Source organism: Mycobacterium saskatchewanense (assembly GCF_010729105.1).
Lineage (GTDB): Bacteria > Actinomycetota > Actinomycetes > Mycobacteriales > Mycobacteriaceae > Mycobacterium > Mycobacterium saskatchewanense.
Window position 1 is genome coordinate 2827799 of sequence record NZ_AP022573.1, and the last position, 19079, is coordinate 2846877.

Here is a 19079-nt window from a genome sequence, read left to right on the forward strand (position 1 = left end):
GCGGGCCCGATCGGTCAACCCTGCGGCTCAGCTCGGCGACGGATGGGCTTGCCGACGGAAGCCCCCCCGTCCACCGGCAGAACGGTTCCGGTGATGTACCGCGACCGTTCGCTGGCGAAATACAACGCCGCCTCCGCGATGTCGCCGGGCGTACCCTCGAGTTTCAGCGGCCGGTCCGCCCGCATCGTCTCCCGGATTTTGGCCTCGTAACGCTCGATCTGCTCTTGATCCATGTGCGCTGCGGACGACGCCACCAACGGCGTGGGGATGTTGCCGGGCGCGATGGCGTTGACCCGAATCTCGTAGTGGGCCAGTTCGATCGCGGCGGATTTGGTGAACTGGATGACCGCGGCCTTGGACGCCCGATACGTCATGACGCCACCGCCGGCCTGGATGCCGCCGATCGAGGTCATGTTGACGATCGATCCCCCGCCGTTGACCGCCATGTGCCGAGCGGCGTCCCGGGTGCCCGCCATCACCCCCAGCACGTTGACCCGCATGACCCGGTCGAATTCAGCGAGGTCGTCGTCCAGGAACCGGCGGTGCATGGTCCCCGAGACGCCCGCGTTGTTCACCATCACATGCAGACCGCCGAATCGCTCGACGGCCGTGGTCACCAAAGCCTCGACCTGCCCGAGATCCGCCACATCGGTCCGGCAAAAGAGGGTGTCGGGGCCCAGCGCGGCCGACAACTCCTCCGCCCTCTCGGTCTCGATGTCGGCTATGACGACCCTCGCCCCTTCGGCCACGAAACGCTCCACGGCCGCGCGGCCGATGCCCGAGGCACCGCCGGTGACGATGGCAACCTTGCCGGCGAGATCGTTGACCACACGACGAGTTAATCGGCGCTTCCCCGGTTAAGTCAAGCAGTTGATTTAAGCGGTCGGCGGCCTCCCGCGCGCGGTTGCGCCCGGCGAAAGCGATGTCGCCCGCGGTATCGCTTTCTGGAAAGAGGTGGCCATATGCTCGAAGCACTGGACCCGCTGGCGTGGCCAGCGAGCGGCAGGTGGAGGGCTCAACCGTGAGAATCCTGGTCATCGGGGGCAGCGGGCTCATCGGCTCGCAGGTCATCGCCAATCTGAGGGCACTCGGTCACGAGGCCGTTTCCGCCTCGCCGCGCTCGGGGGTCGACACCGTCACGGGCGTGGGACTCGCCGGAGCAGTGGCGGGTGCCGACACGGTGGTGGACGTCTCCAACTCGCCATCGTTCGACGACGAACCCGTCATGCACTTCTTCACCACCTCGACCGGGAACCTTCTCGCGGCCGAACGCGCCGCCGGCGTCCGGCACCACGTCGCGTTGTCGATCGTGGGCGCCGACCGCGCCCAGGCCAGCGGCTATATGCGGGCGAAAGTCGCCCAGGAGAAGCTGATCGAGGAATCGGGCACCCCGTATTCCATCGTGCGCGCGACCCAATTCTTTGAATTCGTCGACGCCATCGCCGATTCGGCGACGGACGGAGAAACGGTGCGGTTGCCCCATGGGGCCTTCCAGCCCATCGCCGCCCGGGACGTCGCCACAGCCGTCACTCAGGTGGCGTTAGGTGAGCCGGTCAACGGAATCGTGAACATCGCGGGCCCCGACAGGGCGGGGATGGACGACTTCATCCGGGACCGTCTGACCGCATCCGGCGATTCGCGCCGCGTGGTGACCGATCCAACCGCGAGCTATTTCGGTGCGGTGATCGACGAGCGGAGCATCGTGCCGGTGGAAGGCGAGGACGCGACGATCTATTCCACGCGATTCGCCGATTGGGCGGCCGCGAAGGTGCCCGGCGCGGTTCGGTGAGGCGCCCGCGGGCGTTGTAGACCCTGCTCGGCTACGTCGTCTGAGCGATGCCCGCCAAGAATTCCAGCAGCAGGCCGTTCACTTCCGCCGGTCGCTCGATCTGCGGGCAGTGCCCGGCGTGGTCGACCACCACCGATCGGGCGCCCCCCACTCGCTCGGCGATCCGGCCGGCCCAGCCGGCGGGTAGGAGCTTGTCGCCGCCCCCTTCCACGATGAGCGTCGGCACCCGGATGCGTTCGTAGTGACGTCTGCTCGATGGGGTCGCGGAAGGCGTGGCGCCGGGCCGGCGAAATCTCGCCGCCGCCACCGCCTCCCACGCACCCGGCGCCGTGCTCGACTCGTAGCGGCGGCGCACGTAGTCATCGTCGACCGCATAGGTGGAGTCGTAGAACAGCGCCTCGACGACGCGCCGCATCCCCTCGAACGTCGCATCGTATTGCTGGAGCGCCTCGAAGTGCCGGTTCTGCTGGATCTCGCCACCCCCGCAGATCGCGACCAGGCTGCGGATCGGCAGCAACGGGGCATCCGACGTGGCGTCGGTGAGCAGGTTGATGGCGCCCATCGAATTACCGACGAAATGCGCCGAGCCGATGTCCAGCAGTTCGCAGAACCGGGCGACATGCCTGATCCGCATCCCGCGGCCGTCGACGAAGTCGATGACCTTCGCCGACTCCCCGAAGCCGAGCTGGTCCGGCGCCAGCACCCGGTACTTTCCGGCGAGCGCGGCAATGGTGCGTTCCCAGCCGAGTTGGGCGTCGGCACCGAACTCGCCGCCGTGCAGCAGCACCACCGGTTCGCCCTGTCCCGCTTCCAGATAACTGGTCGCCAGGCCGTCTACCGACATGGTCTTGCGACGCAATCCAACCGCCTTTACTACTTGATTGCGATGGGGTTCACCGGGGAACCCACGGCTCCGGTGAATCGCAACGGCGGCGCAACGAGTTGGAATTCGTAGACGCCGTCCGCGGCGCAGTCGCCGGCGAGCGCGGTGAGGTCCCAGTACTCGCCGAGCATCAGCCCCATGTCGCGCAGGCACAGCAAGTGCATGGGCAGGAAAGCCCCCTCGACGGCGGGCAACAGGTCTTCGACTTGAAGGTTGTCGGACGCGACCGCCGCGACCTCGTGGTCATGCAGCCACGAGGCGCAGCTCCAGTGCAGCCCCGAGAACGGCTCCGTCCTGTCCCCCGTCTGCATAAACCTTGTCCACCAACCGGTTCGGACCAGCACGATGTCCCCACGCTCGATCGTCACGCCCTGCGCGCGTGTCACGTCATCCAACTCCTGCGGGGTGATCGGGTTCCCTTGCTCGAGGAAGACCTTCGCACCCCGGTGCCGCACCAGGTCCAGCAGCACGCCGCGCGACGTGATGCCCTTGCCGTCGACCTTGTCTATGCCACAGTGAAAGGCCCCCAGACTGGTGACGGAGCGCGCCGGAAAACCGTTGTAGAGCTTGTCCTCGTAGTACACGTGCGACAGCGCATCCCACTGCGTGGCCGCCTGCAGGGGCATGATGACCATGTCTTCGTTGAAGCGGAACAGGTTGTCGGCGAGGTAGCCACCCAGCTGCTGCGCGACGGGATTCGCATGCCACCCGGGCCCGTACTGCGCGAGCGCGCTCGCGTCGCCGCCATCGACAGTCATCACGAGAACGGGGTTGTGCCGGAATTGGAAGGCGCCCTGCGGACCCGACGAGCCGAAGTCGACACCCAGCGGGAACACCTTCCCGTGTCGCACCAGGTTCGCCGCCTGCGCGACCTTGTCCGCGGTGATGAAGTTCAGCGTGCCCAGCTCGTCGTCCGCTCCCCACCGCCCCCAGTTCGAGACGTCGCGGGCGACCCGCCGGAATTCGCTCAGGCTGGCCATGGGGCGCATCCCTCCTCCAGCTCCCGGGCGATCGCGGCACCGACGTTTCCGCCGTCTACCCATACCACTTGGCCCGAAATGTAGCTCGCCGCATCGCTGTTGAGGAACAGCAGCACGGCGGCCTGCTCGGCGGGTGCGGCGACCCGACCCAGTGGCTTGGGAATGTCGTCGAGAAAGTCTTGACCGTAGGCCGTCCGAAGCTGCTCGAGGATGGGCGTCTCGGTGACCCCCGGAGCGGTGCAGTTGATCCGGATGCCCCGTGCCCCAAGGGGCGTCGCGCTGCGCATGGTGTAGAGGATGATCGCCTCCTTGGATAGTCGGTAGCCACCGCCGTGCAACGCGTCGGGGTGGGCCTGACACCATTCGATGCCTTCCTGCATCGTCGTGGTGCGCAACAGCGGCGCGACCGAGCGCAGATGTTCCCGATAGCCGGCCGCGGCGAGCGACGACACGCTGACGATCGCCGACCCCGCGGTCATTTTCGAGATCAGCGCCTCGGTGAGCTGGCGCAGGCCGAGGAAGTTGATCGTGACGACGAGCCGCGGGTCCCCGATCCCGGATGACACGCCCGCCACGTTGAACAACGCATCGACCCGGCCCCCGATGGCGGCGACCGCGGAGTCGATGGACTCGGGATCGGAAAGGTCGATCTCGTGAAATTCGGTATGTGCAAGGGCCGGTCGACGCCGGTCCAGCCCGACGACGTCGGCGCCAAGCTCGGTGAGCTGCCGCACCACCTGCTCGCCGATCCCCGAGGCGCATCCGGTCACCACGGCGCGGCGACCGTCGTAGCGCCACAGCTCGCCGATCGGTCGCGGCGCTTCTCCCGGCTTCAGCGGTCCTCCGGTCTCACTTGCCCTGCTCCTGCTCCCTCGCACGCTGCGCGGCCTGCACCCGGCCCTCGTTGATCTCCGCCATCGCTTCCGGGATCTCGCTGGCGGTGAACTTACCGCCACGACCGGTCGGCAGGCCGCCGAACGAGTAGTTCTCGTCGAACTGCGGCGCCGTGGGTTTCGGGCGACGGGCCTCGATCTTCTCGATGACGGGGGCCAGCCGGACCGCCTTTTCCGCGACCGCCTTCTCGTCGCGTTCGATGAATTCGGGCAGCACCTCCTTGCCCATCAGCTCGATCGATTCCATGGTGCCCTCGTGGCTGCGCGGATTGAGCAGCAGGATGATCTCGTCGACGCCGCTCTCCTCATAACCGCGCAGGAATTCGCGCACGGTGGCGGGCGATCCTATCGCGCCGCGTCCGGGGCCGTAGGCCAGTGTCGGGTCCTTCGCGACCTCCTCGAGATACCGGTTCCACACACCGGTCCGCCCAGGGGTGTGCACGCCCGTCATGTAGTAGTGCATGATTCCGAACGAGAAGAAGCCACCGCCCTGCCCGAGTCGCTCGAGCGCCTGCTCGTCGGTGCGGGCGACCATCATCGACAGGTCGCCGCCGATGGCGAGGATGTTGGGGTTGACCCGTGGCGTGACCGGGACGCCGTTCTCCTCGAGTTCCTTGTAATAGCCGTTGACGCGCTCGGCCAGCGGCCCCGGGCCGGTGTAGGCGAAACTCAGTGCGCCGATGCATTTTTGGGCGGCCATCTGCACGCTGGCCGGCCTCGTGCAGGCGACCCAGACCGGGGGGTGCGGCTTCTGCATGGGCTTGGGGACGACGTTGCGGGCGGGCATCTCGACGTGTTCGCCCTTGAAGCCGGCGAACGGTTCCTCGATCATGCAGCGGATCGCAACCTCCAGGGCCTCTTCCCATTGAGCGCGCTTGTCGGCGGGATCGATGTTGAAGCCGCCGAGTTCACCGACGGAGGACGACTCGCCGGTGCCGAACTCGACCCGCCCGTTGGAGAGCAGGTCCAGCGTGGCGATGCGTTCGGCCACCCGGGCGGGATGATTGACCGCGGGCGGCAGGTGCATGATGCCGAACCCCAGCCGGATGTTGTTGGTGCGCTGGCTGGCGGCGGCCAGGAAGATCTCGGGCGCCGTGGAATGGCAGTACTCCTCGAGGAAATGGTGCTCAGTGAGCCACACCGTCGAGAATCCCGCCTTGTCGGCGGCCTCGACCTCATCGAGGCAGTCCTGCAGCATGACCCGTTCGTCGTCGGGCGCCCAGGGCCTGGGTAGCGCGAATTCGTAGAACAGGGAAATTTTCACTTCTTACCTCCTGTGAGAGCTACTGGCCCGCGCCGCAATATGTTTCGCTGCGACGTAGCCGAAAGTCATGGCCGGGCCTATGGTTGCTCCGGCGCCGGCATAGCTGCGGCCCATTACCGGCGCCGACGTGTTGCCGACGGCGTAGAGCCCCGGCACGACGGTGTCGTCGGCGCCCAGGACGCGAGCGAATTCGTCGGTGCGGAGGCCGCCGGACGTCCCGAGGTCGCCGAGGACGATCCGGAAGGCGTAATAGGGCGGGTCGCCCAGCGGGTACAGGTTCGGGTTGGGCAGCGTCGGATCGCCGTAGTAGTTGTCGTAGACGCTGTCGCCGCGGCCGAAGTCGTCGTCATGGCCGTTGCGGGCGAGTTCGTTGAAGCGGCAGGCGGTTTCGGCGAGCTCTCGCGCCGGCACCCCGATCTTGGCCGCCATCTCGTCCCATGTGGCCGCCGCCTTGACCACCCCGGATTCCAGCCACGCCGGCGGAACCCTGCGGCCGGTCGGCACGGGCGCTCCGGGAATCTTCGGTATCGGCAGGTGGCCGCCGATGACGTACCGGTTCCACGACCGGTGATCGGTGATGAGCCAGCACGGAATGTGGGTCACGCCGGACTTCTGGCCGTCGATCATGGCATGGCCGAAATCCATGTACGGTGCGGCCTCGTTGATGAACCGCCGGCCCGCGCCGTTGACGACGAATTGGGCGGGCATCATTCGTTCGTTGAGCATGAATTGCATTCGCCCGTCTGGCCATTGGATGGCCGGAAACCACCAGGCCTCGTCGAGCAGGTCGGTCGCGGCGCCGATCCGCAGGCCCGCGCGGATGCCGTCACCCATCGAGGCGGGGTTGCCGAAGCTCCAATCCTCTTCCAGGACGGGCAGCTCTTCTTTGCGCCAGGCCAGGTCGTGGTCGAAGCCTCCCGACGCGAGGATGACACCGGATCGCGCGCCGATGCGCTCGGTGCTGCCGCCCTTGAGTACCGTTGCACCGACCACCGAGCCGTCCGCATCGGTGAGGAGCTCGCCCATCGGCGCATCCAGCCAGAGCGGGATGCCGCGCTCCCGCATCGCCAGCCTGAGCCGGGCGGCCAGCGACTGCCCGATCGCCGCGATACGCTCGCCGAACACCCGCGCCCTGACCATCCTGGCGACCAGCTTCAGCAGAACGGCCTTGCCTGCCCAGGACTGCCTGATGGTGTAGAACGACCGGAGCTCCTTGGGTCCCAACCATATTCCCTTCGGCGCCAGCGCCAACGGCTTGAGCAGCTTCGACTCGTCGGGCCCCAGCTTCCTCAGGTCGATGGGCGGCACGTTGATGGTGCTGCCGAGCCGCGAGCCGCCGGGCAGCTCCGGGTAATAGTCGGCGTAGCCGGGCTTCCAGACGAATTCACACCAGCCGGAGAGCCGCTCGAGGAAGTCGAGCATCTGCGGCGCGGACTGGACGTACTGCCGGATGCGCGCCTCGCTGACCAGCCCCTCCGTGATCCGCTCGAGGTACCGGACCACCTCGCCGGGAGGTGGCGCGTAACCCTCCCTGCGCTGTGCGGGCGCCCCTGGTACCCAGATGCCGCCGCCGGACAGCGCGGTGGACCCCCCGAAATAGGGCGACTTCTCGATGACCAGCGCGTCCAGCCCGGATGCCTGCGCCGTCAGGGCGGCCACCATGCCGCCGCCGCCCGACCCGATGACGAGCACGTCGACGGTGTGGTCGAAGCCGTTGGCGGACGGCTCGCAAGACACAGTCATTGCGGCACCGCCGTTCTGATGGCGAAGCCGGCGATCAGCTCGGGGGCGGGCTTGTAGTAGCGGACCGCCGTTCGATAGGGGCCGGCGGTCGCGAGGGCGGAGAAGGCGGCCACCCATGTCCTGATCTCTTGGGCGGAGCCGCCGCCCTCGTGGGCGATGAACGGGTTCGACCACCCGTCGAGTTCGGTGAGCCGCCCGCCGTCGATGATCTCCAGGAAGCGGTGATCCCAGGCGGGATTGAGGGGCTGCAACTCGCTGTCGCCGCACGCGAAAGTCCTGGCCGCCTCGATCACAGCGCTCTGCCGGGCCTGGCGTTGCTCGGACGTCATGGGGCGTCCTCGCACGATCCGCTCCAGCACCGCCGGGGGTGCGGTCGCGAGGGTGGGCACGGGCGGACTGTGGGACAGCCCCCCGGAGCCCAGCACCAGGACCCGCTTGTCCAGCGCGGCCAGGAAGTCGCCCACGGCGGCGCCGAGCGCGCGGCACCGGTGCAGCGGGCCGAGTGGCGCGGCGATTGCATTGACGAAGATCGGGATGACCGGGACGCCGGTGGCGTCACCGAAGAGCTTCTCCAGCGGCTGCACGGTCCCGTGGTCGACGTCCATGCCTGCCGACACGGCGACGTCGACACCCGCGCCCAGCACGGCGTTCGCGCATTCGGTCGCCAACTGCTCGTGCACGTCGAGGGGACCTGCGTGGGTGCCATAGTCACCAACCCCTTTGGCGCTCAGGCCGATACAGAACGGGGGCATCACCTTGTAGAAGAACCCGTTGTAGTGGTCCGGCGAGAAGATGACCACGAGATCCGGGGCATAGCCTTCGACGAACCGGCGCGCTTCGGCGATCGCGCCACCGACGTCGTCAAGCAGGTCCCGCGACGGCCCCGGAAGATTGAGGAGCGGGCTGTGCGACATACAGCAGAGAGCCAGTGCCACTTCGTGATTCACCCCCTCCCGGCGTGAGGGTGAGCGCGGCGAGGAGCGAGGCGCTCAGGTCGGGCGCGCGTTGCGCGATGCAGCCGGCAGCGATGCACCGATCGGGACGCAGGAAGAGCACGGACTCTTGGTGGGTGTCGAACCAGGATTTGAGGCCGCCGGTGCGATCGCCGACGATCAGGACATCGGGATCGTCCTGCCCGGTCCAGTGCAGCTGAGTCACGGGGCGCAGGGCAACGAAGCGGGCTCCCAAGGCCTTCCAGGCCGCGAAAGCCGCTTCGCCGAGGATATTGCGTGGGTCGTTGTTCCAGCACAGCACGGCGAACCAGTCGCCGAGCACGTCGTCCAACAGCACGTCGCATCCGTCGCGGGTGTCGACGCGGGGCTGGATGAACAGGGTGCCCACCGGTGAATCGGTGCCGTTTGCGGCCGTATGCAGGACGGCACCTTGCTCGTATCGCGGCATCGGCTTGAACCGCATCTCGAGCACATACCTCTTGAGCGAGGGCACAATCGACGCCGACCGCACCAGCAGGTCTCGCGCGCCGGCCACCGTGCGGTTCGTCGGGGAGATCACCCGCCCCACCGTGGTCGACAGGTCGATCATCGCGCGCGCGTGCTTGCGTCGTTCTGCGTCGTAGGTATCCAGCAGCCTGTCGTCGGCACACCCGCCGACCACCGCCGCGAGCTTCCACCCGAGGTTGGCCGCGTCGCGGATCCCGCTGTTGTAGCCCTGCCCCTGCCACACCGGCATCAGGTGCGCCGCGTCACCGGCCAGCAGCAGTCGGCCGCTGCGGAACGCGCCGGCGATCCGCGAGTGGTGCGTGTAGACACGGCGCCGAATCACGTCGACCCGTTCCGGATGCGGCACCATCCGCGCCAGCATCCGCGTCAGAAACGCCGGGTCCCCCGCCTGTTCGTCGGTCTCGTCGGCGTGGATCATGAACTCGAACCGGCGAATTCCGTGTGCGATCGAGATGGAGGCATAGGGGCGGTCCGGATCGGCGCCGACCTCGCTGTTCGGGTGGCCCAGCGGGTCGTTCGCGATGTCGACGACCAGCCATCGCGTCGAGGATGTGGTGCCATCGAACGACACACCCATCATGCGGCGGGTGATGCTGCGGCCGCCGTCACAACCGACGATGTAACGCGCGCGCACGGTGGATCGGTCACCGTACTCGACGGTCGCCGCATCGGCGCCCTCCTGGCAGGCCGTCACCGGACTCCCCCACCGCACCTGGACGTGCTCGAATCGATCTAGACCGGCGAGCAATTCGGCATCGACGAGCGGCTGCACGAATCCGTTGCGCTTCGGCCAGCCGAAACGCGCGTCCGGAGGGGCCATTTCGGCGAGCACGCGGCGCTTAGCGTCGACGAAACGCAAGATCTGGTTGGGTACGGTGTGCGGCAGGACGCGGTCGACCAGCCCGATCGACTGGAACGTACGCAGCGCTTCGTCGTCCAGGCCCACACCGCGTGGGTAGTCGATGAGGGTGTCCCGTTCCTCGATCACCAGGGTCCGGACGCCCCGCAGGCCAAGGATATTGGCCAGGGTGAGGCCCACGGGGCCCGCACCGACGACGACGACGTCGACGTCCGCAGCTCCCGACCCGTCGACCATCAATGCCCCAGCAGAAATTCGAGGTGCAGGCGATTGAAGGTCTTTGCGTCCTCGTACTGCGGCCAGTGACCGCAACCCGGCATCACTTCGAAGCGGGCGCCGGGAATCATCGCCGCGATGCGCCGGCCCTCGGTCACGTCGGCGGTGGGGTCGTCGCTTGTCCAGAGCACCAGCGTCGGCGCGGTGATCGCGCCGTATTCGGCGGGGCCGAGCAGGTTGCGTGCCCGGATCTCGGGATCCTGCAGTGCCATGATGTCGCGCATCGCGTCGACGAAACCCGCTTGGCGGTAGATTCTTTGGCGGCTCGCGACCAGGTCGTCGTAGCCCTTCGACTTGTCCGCCATCAGCCACTTGATCCGCGCTTGAACCGTCTCCCAGGCGGGATTCTCGGCCGCCGCCATGGACAGCGTGATGATCCGCCGCATCACCACCGGATCCGCCTGTGAGCCGCCCGCGGTGTTGAGGACCAACCGGTCGACCACATCCGGGTGGTCGACGGCGGCCCGGGCGGCCACCCAGCCACCGAGCGATTCGCCGCTGACGCAGGCCCGTTCGGCACCGACGGCGCGCAGCACGGCCATCAGGTGCTCGACGTAGTGGTGAATTTCCAAGGGGTGGCCGGGCTTGGCGGTGTAGCCATGGCCCAGCATGTCGATCGACCACGTCCAGAAGTGCTCGCCGTGCGCCGCCAGGTTGCGGACGTAGGCCTCGGCGTGGCCGCCGGACCCGTGCAGGAACACCAGCACCGGCTGTCCCGGGTCCCCGGTGCGCAGGTATCGGGTGCGGACTCCAGCCGCGTCAAGGTAACCCTGCTCGAAGGCGACGCCCTGGAGATCGCTCCATATGCTCTCGAACTCCGTCACGGTTCCTCTCATGCGAGCGGGCGGGAAATCTCGTTCTCTTTTCCGCTGTACTTGATGTGCTAATATCGCACAACTATGTGCGGTATTTATAGAGCTTCGCTCTCGCGCAAATGTCTGTCAAGGCGGTGACCGGTTCGCAGACGCTGGCTCGCGGCCTGAGCGCGCTACAGAGGGTGGCCGATGCGCCGGCCGGTCTCACCGTGCAGCAGCTCGCCGACCAAGTCGGGGTGCATCGCACCATCGCCTACCGATTGCTGGCGACGCTGGTCGAGTTCCGGTTGGTGGCAAAAGGAGGCGACGGGCGCTACCGCCCCGGCGCCGGCCTGGCGGTCCTCGGTGCGTCGTTCGACCGCAATGTTCGCCAACTCAGCCTCCCGACGCTGCGGACGCTGGCCGACGACCTGGGCACCACCGTGTCGTTGCTCATCGCCGAGGGTGAGCAGCAGGTGGCCGTCGCCGTGATAGTGCCCAGCCATGTTGCCTACCAGCTGTCTTTCCACGAAGGCAGCCGGTATCCGCTCAACCGTGGCGCGGCGGGAATCGCGTTGCTCGCGAGCATGCCTCCGCGCCCGGGCGAGCGGGATCTGGTAGCGGCCGCCCGCGAGCGCGGCTGGGTGACGACATACGGCGAGATCGAACCGAACACCTACGGCCTGGCCGTGCCGGTCCACCGCCGGGCCCCCTCCCCGCCCACGTGCATCAACCTCATTTCGCACCGCGAGGACGTCGTGCTGCGGGGCAAAGACGCGGTCGGCGAGGCCGCGAAGCGGTTGGCGAAGCTCCTGAGCTAGCCACTGAGCGAAGGGATACCAGGCCATGTCGTGGGACGAGGAAGTCGACGTCATCGTGCTCGGCAGTGGCGGCGCCGGACTCACCGCCGCACTCACGGCGGCGGGGGCCGGCGCGTCCGTCGCGGTCTTCGAAAAGGCTCCGACCGTCGGCGGCACCACCGCGGTGTCGGGTGGTGTTGTCTGGATTCCCGCCCACAACCGTTCTCCCGACGGGGAATTGACGGTCGCGGACGCGCTGCGCTACCTGCGGGCCCAGTCGCTCGGCTCCATGGACGCGGCGGCGGTGGAGACCTTCGTGCGAACCGGACCCGCGATGCTCGACTTCGTCGAGGAGCACAGCGGCGTACGGTTCGAGATCGCGACCGGTTTCCCGGATTACCGACCGGAGCTGCCGGGAGGGCGGCCGGCGGGCGGCCGTTCGCTCAGCCCGGCTCCCTTCGATCTCGCCCGATTGGGCCAGTGGGCCACCCGGATCACGGCCTTCCCGGCCGACTGGTCGAACGTCGGCTTCGACGCGGAGACCAGGGCCCGGTTGCACGCCGCGATCGACGAGTGCACCGGGCGACTGGGTGTGGCGGGCACCGCGCTGATCGCCGGCCTCCTCGAGGGTCTGCTGACCGCGGGGGTCGTACCGCACACCAACGCGCGGGCCGAACGACTGCTCACCGACGAGGGAGAGGTCACCGGCGCGCGAATAGCCTTGACTGACAGGACCGTCGACGTGCGGGCCCGGCAGGGGGTAATCCTGGGAACGGGCGGATTCGAATGGAATCCCGTTCTGGTGCAGGCCTTCCTGCGCGGCCCGATGCATGGCGCGGTGTCCCCGCCGAACAACACCGGCGACGGCCTACGCATGGCGATGGAACACGGCGCGGACCTGGCCAACATGGGCGAGGCGTGGTGGGTCCCGATCGTGCAGATCCCGGGCGACACCATCGACGGCAAGCCGCGCAGCCGCAGCGTGCGCCTGGAACGCACGCGGCCGAGAAGCATCATCGTCAACGCGGCCGGACGCCGATTCGTCAACGAGGCGTGCGATTACAACTCGATGGCCGGTGCCTTCCACTACCTGGACCCGCGCGGCGGGTACGTCAACGATCGCGGATGGATGGTTTTCGACTCAATTCATCTGCAGCGCTATGGTTTTCTGGGCGTCGCCCCCGGCGATCCCGTTCCCGACTGGTTCTGCGAGTCGGCGGATCTTGCCGAGCTCGCGGCCAAGGCGGGCATCGAGGCCGACGGCCTGGCCCGGACCGTAGAGCAGTGGAACCGACAGGTGGCCGACGGTGCCGATGCGGAGTTCGGTCGCGGGTCCAGCGCCTACGACGGCTACTGGGGCGACGACACGGCTACCACCCTCGCGGGCAAGACCCTCGGACCGATCGACACCGCGCCCTTCTACGCGGTACCGGTGCGCATCGGCGCGATGGGCACCAAGGGCGGACCCCGCACCGACCACGACGGCCGCGTCCTGCACGTCAGCGGCGAGCCGATCGCCGGCTTGTTCGCCGCCGGCAACGCGATGGGCGGGGTGACCGGACGCGCCTACGGCGGTGCCGGTGGAACGCTGGGCCCGGCAATGGTTTTCGGTTACCGCGCCGGCCACGCCGCGGCCACCGGGAAGTCCGTCGACCTGAAGTAGCGTCAGTTTATGAGCCCGTAGCGCCGAGCGTGGGCCCTAAGTACGAGAACCCGATGCAGTCCCTCCGCAGGCCCCACTCTCGCGACGACGACCACACCGCCGGATCCGCCTAGCCGAGCGGCAGTTCCACGCATACGTGGGTGCCGACCGGCGTGTCGAGGAAGACGAACGCTCCCCCGGCCGCCTCGACCCGGGCCCGATGTGAAGCCAACCCGATGTGCCCCTCGCCCAGGCGGCGCGCCACGGTCTCGTCCCCGAACCCCACGCCGTCGTCCGTCACGTCCAGTACGCAGACGGCGTCGGTGATCGCGAGTGTGATCGACGCGCGGCGGGCTTGCGAATGTTGCGCGATGTTGGACAGCAACTCACGAACCACCCCGAACATGATGGGGTCGACGTGCCTGCGAACGGGGTAGTCGACGTTGGTGGTGATGTCGATGCCCGTGCGCTGTGCGGTGTAGGAGGCGAGCTGCTGCACCGCGGCGCCCAGGCCGACCTGTTCGAGGACGGCCGGATGGAGCTCAAAGGTGGCCTGCCGCAGCCGATCGGACGCGGCCTGCAGGCCGGCGAGTGCGCGCCCGATCCGCTCATCGCCGAGCAGGGCCGCATCGAGCTCGATCAACTCCTGGCGGACCACCAGGATGTCCTGGAGCGGTCCGTCGTGGATGGATTCCGATATCCGGCGCTGCAGCACGTCCGACGCCGCCATCGTCTGGGCGAGCAGCTCCTCGCGCAGCGCGCTGAGGCCGGCCACCGAGCGCGTATGCCGCTCCTCGATGCGGACGATCACGAAGGCGGTGGCACACAGGAAGCCGTAGAGCACGAACCAGAAAATGGACTCGGACAAGCCAATCGCCTGTACGGTTACCGGGTCGGTGAGCACCGCGATGATGAATCCGGCCATCGAGCAGGCGAGCACCGCGGCGGCCCGCCGCGACGAGACGTCGAGGCCCAGCAGGATCGGCAGCAGCGTCATGATCAGCAGCGGGTAGATGCCGTTGGTGGATAGCAACTGCAGGACCGTGAGGGCGACGACGTCGATGACGGTGAAGGCGAACGGCTCCAGGCGGCCGATTCCGCCGAGGGGCCCCGGCCCGAGCCACCGCCGGGAGGGAAGGAAGGCCAACGCCAAGGCCGTCAGCGCCACGACGGCGTAGAGGACGATCAAAACGCTTTGCTGGCCCCACTCCTCCCGGCGGGTGCCGATCACCATGGCGGCGATCATCAGTCCCACCACACCGATCCGGACTATCGCCGCGATTCGGTACGAGCGCTGCTGGTGGAGCTTGCGCACCCGGTCCAGTTCGGCGTCACCGGCAATGGCCACGCGAACACAGTACTCATCCGCGTCGATGTCCCCGCGGTGAAGTGTGGAGATGCGCATCGGGTTTCCGCTAGCGGTGATCGCTTAGCGGGCTACACTGTCCGCCATGCCCGGCGCCGCGACGCACCAGAGAGTGCGAGTGGTTGTTGGCGATGATCACCCATTGTTTCGTGAGGGCGTGGTGCGGGCGCTTTCGTCGAGCGTCTCGGTGGACGTCGTCGGAGAGGCGGACGACGGGTCGTCGGCGCTGGAGTTGATCAAGGCCCACCTGCCCGACGTCGCATTGCTCGACTACCGGATGCCCCGAATGGACGGTGCACAAGTCGCCGCGGCGGTGCGCAGTCAGGCCCTGCCCACGCGCGTGCTGTTGCTTTCGGCTCATGACGAGCCGGCGATCGTGTACCAGGCTTTGGAGCAGGGCGCGGCTGGCTTCCTGCTGAAGGACTCCACCCGCGCCGACATCGTCAAGGCCGTTCTCGATTGTGCCGAGGGCCGTGACGTGGTCGCACCCGGGCTCGCCGCCGGCCTCGCCACGGAGATCCGCAACCGCGCGGCATCGACGACACCCGTGCTCAGCGCCCGGGAGCGGGAGGTGCTCGGTCACATTGCGCGCGGTCGGAGCATTCCGGCGATCGCTGGTGAGCTCTATGTGGCCCCGTCGACGGTCAAGACGCACGTGCAGCGCCTCTACGAGAAGCTCGGTGTCAGCGACCGGGCGGCGGCCGTCGCCGAGGCCATGCGGCAGGGCCTCCTCAACTAGCGGCCGTCCAGGGGTTCTGCTCGAGCACCGGCCCCGTCCCGCCGGCCGACATCCCCTTGGCAAGGGACTCCGCCTCGGCCACCAGTCTGCGGGCCCGGCGCTCCACCTCGTAAAGGTGCCCGCCCGCGACGCCGGAGGCCGTCAACTGCCGCCGCGCGGCCACCAACGGGTCCACTGCGCACGGGTGATTCGTGCGGTAGGTGACCGCGTCGACCAGAGTGGGCCCATCGCCGGCGCTCGCTCGTTCCACCGCGTACTGAACCGAGTCTCGCACCGCCGCAACCTCTTTGCCGTCGGCCGACAACACCGGCATGCCGTCACAGGCCCGCACGTGTTCGACACGGCGCACACCGGACGCATCCCGAGTGTTCTCGACGACGAAAACCACCGGAAGCCGCCATGACACGGCGATGTCTGCGGCCGCCGTGAATTCGACCGAACCGGCTTCGCGATTCCCGATGACACATACCGTGACCCTGCCCTTACCGTCCCGCGACTGCGAGTGGGCATCGCCGAGCGCGAACAGCGTCGACTGCCCCAAAACTCCTGCGGGAGAGATTGATTGCTTCCAGTCTGCGACGAACCCTTTTGCCGCAGGACGGCGGGCCCTGGTGGGGCTCGTGCCGATCAGCTCCGCAATGGTCGGCGCCAGCGGGAGCCCGAGTGCAACCCGTTGCGCGTGCCGGCAGTGGGCGATGTCGGTGGCGATGATGTCCCCAGGACGAAGCGCCGCGGTGGTTCCCACGGCCACGGCCTCCTGCCCGAAGGCGGGCTGCACGGGACCCGTCAGCAGGCCGTCGATGCGCGCCTCCTCGATCGCCATGTCGAGCAGTCGCATCACCCACATCCGCCGGTACAGCTCCAGCTGGTCGCGCACGATCACCGACAGTTCGGGGGTTTGAGTCATAGCCGGGTCTCCTAACGTGGTGCGATCAAGTGACTTGACCGCCGGTTGAACACACAGGTCACGCTATGAAGATGCGGCCCTGCGCACCTCCACCGATCGGCTCACGAACGGGATGAACGTCCGTTCCCCCGATTGGGGGACAAAACACGGCCTCAGCCCGCGTCGTGGCGGGGGGTTGAGATCAGGAGCTCGGCCGCGGCATAAGGGTCCTGGTGGCCGTCAACGACCGCCTCGGCCAGCCGGTCGAGGTCGGGCCGAGCCCGCAGCCGGCTCTGCGCCAGGGAAAGGATCTGCGCGCGGGCGCGGGCCACCCGGCGGCCGCGGCTGTCGGCGCGGTGGTGCGCGTCAACGGCGGCCATCAGGTCCTCGATACCCTCACCTCGCGCCGCCACGAGACTGACGATGGGAACGTCGGTTTCGGCCCGCAGGTCGCGCACCGTCTGTTCGGCACCCTCCCGGTCTGCCTTGTTGACGACGACGATGTCGGCGACTTCGAGCACCCCGGCCTTGGCGGCCTGGATCGCATCCCCCGCACCGGGATTGAGAATGACGACCGTCGGGTCCGCGACAGCCGCAATTTCGATCTCGGATTGCCCCACGCCCACGGTCTCCAGCAGGACTACGGCGTAACCGAGGGCGCCCAGCAGGTGGATGGCCGCGGGAATGGCAGCAGCCAAACCGCCGACGTGACCGCGGGTGGCCACCGAGCGGATCAGCACGTCGGGATCGTTGATGTGGGTGGCCATGCGGATCCGATCACCCAGCAGTGCGCCGCCGCTGAACGGTGACGAGGGATCCACGGCCAGCACGGCGACCCGGCTCCCCCGCCGCCGGTAGGCGCCGACCAGAGCCGCGATCGTCGTCGACTTGCCGGCACCGGGCGGTCCGGTGATACCGACAACGCGTACCTCTGACGGCCCCAACCGGGCCAGCACCTCGTCGCGCTGGCCTCCTTCGGTCAGGCTGAGCAGCCGACCCACCGCGCGCGGAGATCCGTTGCGCGCGCGGGTGATCAGGTCGGCAATGGTCATGTGCGGATCAGCGCGAACAGGATTCCGGCGGACACGATCACGGCTTTGAGCACGGGTTCTCCGCTCTGGTTGGTCGAGAATATTACTCTCTCAAAAGGAGAGCATTGGTTGCAACGAAGGGGGTCCTAGCCCCGCCCGGTTAGCGCGGCGCGGATCACGCGCTCGGGCAATTCCCGCCACGGCCGTGGCTCCGCGGGAAGCCGGGATGGGGCAAGCAGCCGCAGATGCCACCACCCGATATCCCGCCACGCTCCCTGTTTGAAACCCACGCCGGGGAAGAGGCCCACACGGGTGAAGCCGGCGGCTTCGTGCAGGCCCACGCTGGCGGGGTTCGGCAGCACGATCGCGGCATACGCGTTGACATAGCCCTGCGCCGCCAGGAGCTCGAACAGTGCGGCGTAGAGGCGGCGACCATATCCCTTGCGGTGAACCGACCGATCCAGGTAGAGCGACACGTCAGCGGACCAGCGATAGGCGTCGCGGTCGCCATGCTGACTCGCATAGGCATACCCCGTCACGCGGTCGCCGTCCCAGGCGACCAGCCACGGCAATCGCGCCAGCGTGCCGGCCAGCCGTGACCTGATCTCGGCGCCGTCGGGCGGCACCGTCTCGAACGAGACCGCCGTGTCGCGCACGTACGGCAGATAGATGCCGGCGACCGCCTCGGCATCTTCCGGCGTCGCCATCCGAATCTCCACGATCACAGAAGGTAGTCGGCGCGCGCGGGTTAGACCCCAGCCTGCAGAATCACAGGGAACACGGGAGGCGGGGAGGCGGGATGACCGAGGGCACGATCGCGGTCCCGGGCGGGAACGTCTGGTTCGAGCGGGTCGGCGGCGGGCCCGGCACTCCGCTGCTGGTGGTTCACGGTGGGCCGGGTCTACCGCACAACTACCTGCGGTCGTTGGTCCGCCTGTCCGATGACCGCGAGGTCATCTTCTGGGACCAACTCGGTTGCGGCAACTCAAAGTGCCCGCCCGACCCAGGTCTTTGGACCATGGAGCGCTCGGTTGCGGAAATGGCCGCCGTCGTCAGGGGTTTGGGTCTCAGCCGCTTCCATCTGTTCGGCAATTCGTGGGGCGGGATGCTGACGCAGCAGTTCGTGCTGGATGAGACGTCCGGGACCGCCAGCCTCATCATCTCCAACAGCATCGCGTCGATACCGGAATTCTCGACGATGGTGGCGCGCCTCAAGGCCGAGCTCGACCCGCGGACCCAGGCCGCGATAGAGCGCCATGAGGCGGCCGGCACGACGCACGCGCCCGAGTATCAGGCGGCGATCCGCACCTGGAACGAGACCTATCTCTGCCGAGTCCGCCCGTGGCCCCGGGACCTGGAGGACGCGTTCAGGAACATGGGCGCCGAGATTTTCGAGACGATGTTCGGGCCCAGCGACTTTCACATCGTCGGCACGATCCGCGACTGGGACGTCTTCGACCGGCTGCCGGAGATCAGGGTGCCGACCCTGGTGCTCGCCGGCCGGTACGACGAATGCGTGCCGGAACACATGGAGGAGATGCACCGGCGCATCGCGGGTTCGCGATTCGAGCTGTTCGAGTCGAGCGCGCACATGCCGTTCATCGAGGAACCGGAGCGCTTCGACCGGGTGATGCGTGAATTTCTGCGGCAGCACGATTCGCGGTGAACCGTGGG

At 67.9% G+C, this 19079-nt stretch carries 18 protein-coding genes; 5 read left to right on the forward strand and 13 right to left on the reverse strand.

Going from position 1 to position 19079, the window contains the following annotated elements:
* Window positions 1-14 precede the first annotated feature (14 nt).
* The gene (locus G6N56_RS13130; protein WP_085255800.1) at window positions 15-830 is read right to left on the reverse strand and encodes an SDR family NAD(P)-dependent oxidoreductase; all 816 of its coding nucleotides are present in this window, start codon (window positions 828-830) and stop codon (window positions 15-17) included.
* Window positions 831-1021: 191 nt separating this feature from the next.
* Between G6N56_RS13130 and G6N56_RS13135 the strand changes: the two genes are divergently transcribed.
* Complete coding sequence (locus G6N56_RS13135) at window positions 1022-1789, forward strand: SDR family oxidoreductase (protein WP_085255901.1); 768 nt, start codon at window positions 1022-1024, stop codon at window positions 1787-1789.
* Window positions 1790-1820: 31 nt separating this feature from the next.
* Here G6N56_RS13135 and G6N56_RS13140 read toward each other — a convergent pair whose 3' ends face one another.
* From G6N56_RS13140 to G6N56_RS13175, 8 genes are read right to left on the reverse strand one after another with little or no spacing between them, the layout of a single operon-like run.
* Complete coding sequence (locus G6N56_RS13140; protein WP_085255900.1) at window positions 1821-2633, reverse strand: alpha/beta fold hydrolase; 813 nt, start codon at window positions 2631-2633, stop codon at window positions 1821-1823.
* Between the two features lie 29 nt (window positions 2634-2662).
* Window positions 2663-3652 (reverse strand): cyclase family protein, encoded by a 990-nt coding sequence (locus G6N56_RS13145; protein ID WP_085255899.1) that lies wholly within the window; start codon window positions 3650-3652, stop codon window positions 2663-2665.
* On the reverse strand, window positions 3640-4461 hold the full coding sequence (locus G6N56_RS13150; RefSeq protein WP_085255898.1) for a coniferyl-alcohol dehydrogenase: 822 nt from the start codon (window positions 4459-4461) through the stop codon (window positions 3640-3642). The genes G6N56_RS13145 and G6N56_RS13150 overlap by 13 nt, the downstream gene beginning before the upstream one ends.
* A gap of 40 nt (window positions 4462-4501) precedes the next feature.
* Entirely contained in the window at window positions 4502-5809 is a 1308-nt protein-coding gene (locus G6N56_RS13155) for an LLM class flavin-dependent oxidoreductase (RefSeq protein WP_085255799.1), read from the reverse strand.
* A gap of 3 nt (window positions 5810-5812) precedes the next feature.
* Entirely contained in the window at window positions 5813-7552 is a 1740-nt protein-coding gene (locus tag G6N56_RS13160; RefSeq protein WP_085255798.1) for an FAD-binding protein, read from the reverse strand.
* The gene (locus tag G6N56_RS13165; RefSeq protein WP_232069289.1) at window positions 7549-8466 is read right to left on the reverse strand and encodes a 3-carboxyethylcatechol 2,3-dioxygenase; all 918 of its coding nucleotides are present in this window, start codon (window positions 8464-8466) and stop codon (window positions 7549-7551) included. The genes G6N56_RS13160 and G6N56_RS13165 overlap by 4 nt, the downstream gene beginning before the upstream one ends.
* The gene (locus G6N56_RS13170) at window positions 8414-10108 is read right to left on the reverse strand and encodes a bifunctional 3-(3-hydroxy-phenyl)propionate/3-hydroxycinnamic acid hydroxylase (protein ID WP_085255796.1); all 1695 of its coding nucleotides are present in this window, start codon (window positions 10106-10108) and stop codon (window positions 8414-8416) included. Before G6N56_RS13170 ends, G6N56_RS13165 begins: the two co-directional genes overlap by 53 nt.
* The gene (locus G6N56_RS13175) at window positions 10108-10971 is read right to left on the reverse strand and encodes an alpha/beta fold hydrolase (protein WP_085255795.1); all 864 of its coding nucleotides are present in this window, start codon (window positions 10969-10971) and stop codon (window positions 10108-10110) included. The genes G6N56_RS13170 and G6N56_RS13175 overlap by 1 nt, the downstream gene beginning before the upstream one ends.
* A gap of 110 nt (window positions 10972-11081) precedes the next feature.
* Between G6N56_RS13175 and G6N56_RS13180 the strand changes: the two genes are divergently transcribed.
* Both G6N56_RS13180 and G6N56_RS13185 read left to right on the forward strand, forming a co-directional pair.
* The gene (locus tag G6N56_RS13180) at window positions 11082-11762 is read left to right on the forward strand and encodes an IclR family transcriptional regulator (RefSeq protein ID WP_085255794.1); all 681 of its coding nucleotides are present in this window, start codon (window positions 11082-11084) and stop codon (window positions 11760-11762) included.
* Window positions 11763-11787: 25 nt separating this feature from the next.
* On the forward strand, window positions 11788-13404 hold the full coding sequence (locus G6N56_RS13185; protein ID WP_085255793.1) for an FAD-dependent oxidoreductase: 1617 nt from the start codon (window positions 11788-11790) through the stop codon (window positions 13402-13404).
* Between the two features lie 109 nt (window positions 13405-13513).
* On the opposite strand, the gene G6N56_RS13190 is transcribed toward G6N56_RS13185, so the two are convergent.
* Entirely contained in the window at window positions 13514-14731 is a 1218-nt protein-coding gene (locus G6N56_RS13190) for a sensor histidine kinase (protein ID WP_085255897.1), read from the reverse strand.
* Window positions 14732-14834: 103 nt separating this feature from the next.
* Between G6N56_RS13190 and G6N56_RS13195 the strand changes: the two genes are divergently transcribed.
* Window positions 14835-15488: a response regulator gene (locus tag G6N56_RS13195; RefSeq protein WP_085255792.1), complete on the forward strand. Its 654-nt coding sequence runs from the start codon at window positions 14835-14837 to the stop codon at window positions 15486-15488.
* Here G6N56_RS13195 and G6N56_RS13200 read toward each other — a convergent pair.
* The 3 genes from G6N56_RS13200 to G6N56_RS13210 form a co-directional block, all read right to left on the reverse strand.
* Complete coding sequence (locus G6N56_RS13200; protein WP_180150528.1) at window positions 15481-16395, reverse strand: thiamine pyrophosphate-dependent enzyme; 915 nt, start codon at window positions 16393-16395, stop codon at window positions 15481-15483. The genes G6N56_RS13195 and G6N56_RS13200 overlap by 8 nt on opposite strands.
* Window positions 16396-16547: 152 nt before the next feature.
* Window positions 16548-17426, reverse strand: a complete 879-nt coding sequence (meaB, locus tag G6N56_RS13205) for a methylmalonyl Co-A mutase-associated GTPase MeaB (protein WP_085255791.1) — start codon at window positions 17424-17426, stop codon at window positions 16548-16550.
* A gap of 125 nt (window positions 17427-17551) precedes the next feature.
* A complete protein-coding gene (locus G6N56_RS13210) occupies window positions 17552-18112 on the reverse strand; it encodes an arsinothricin resistance N-acetyltransferase ArsN1 family B (RefSeq protein ID WP_085255895.1) in 561 nt (186 codons plus the stop codon).
* A 92-nt stretch (window positions 18113-18204) separates the two neighbouring features.
* Between G6N56_RS13210 and G6N56_RS13215 the strand changes: the two genes are divergently transcribed.
* Window positions 18205-19071: a proline iminopeptidase-family hydrolase gene (locus tag G6N56_RS13215; RefSeq protein WP_085255790.1), complete on the forward strand. Its 867-nt coding sequence runs from the start codon at window positions 18205-18207 to the stop codon at window positions 19069-19071.
* Window positions 19072-19079: the final 8 nt, after the last annotated feature.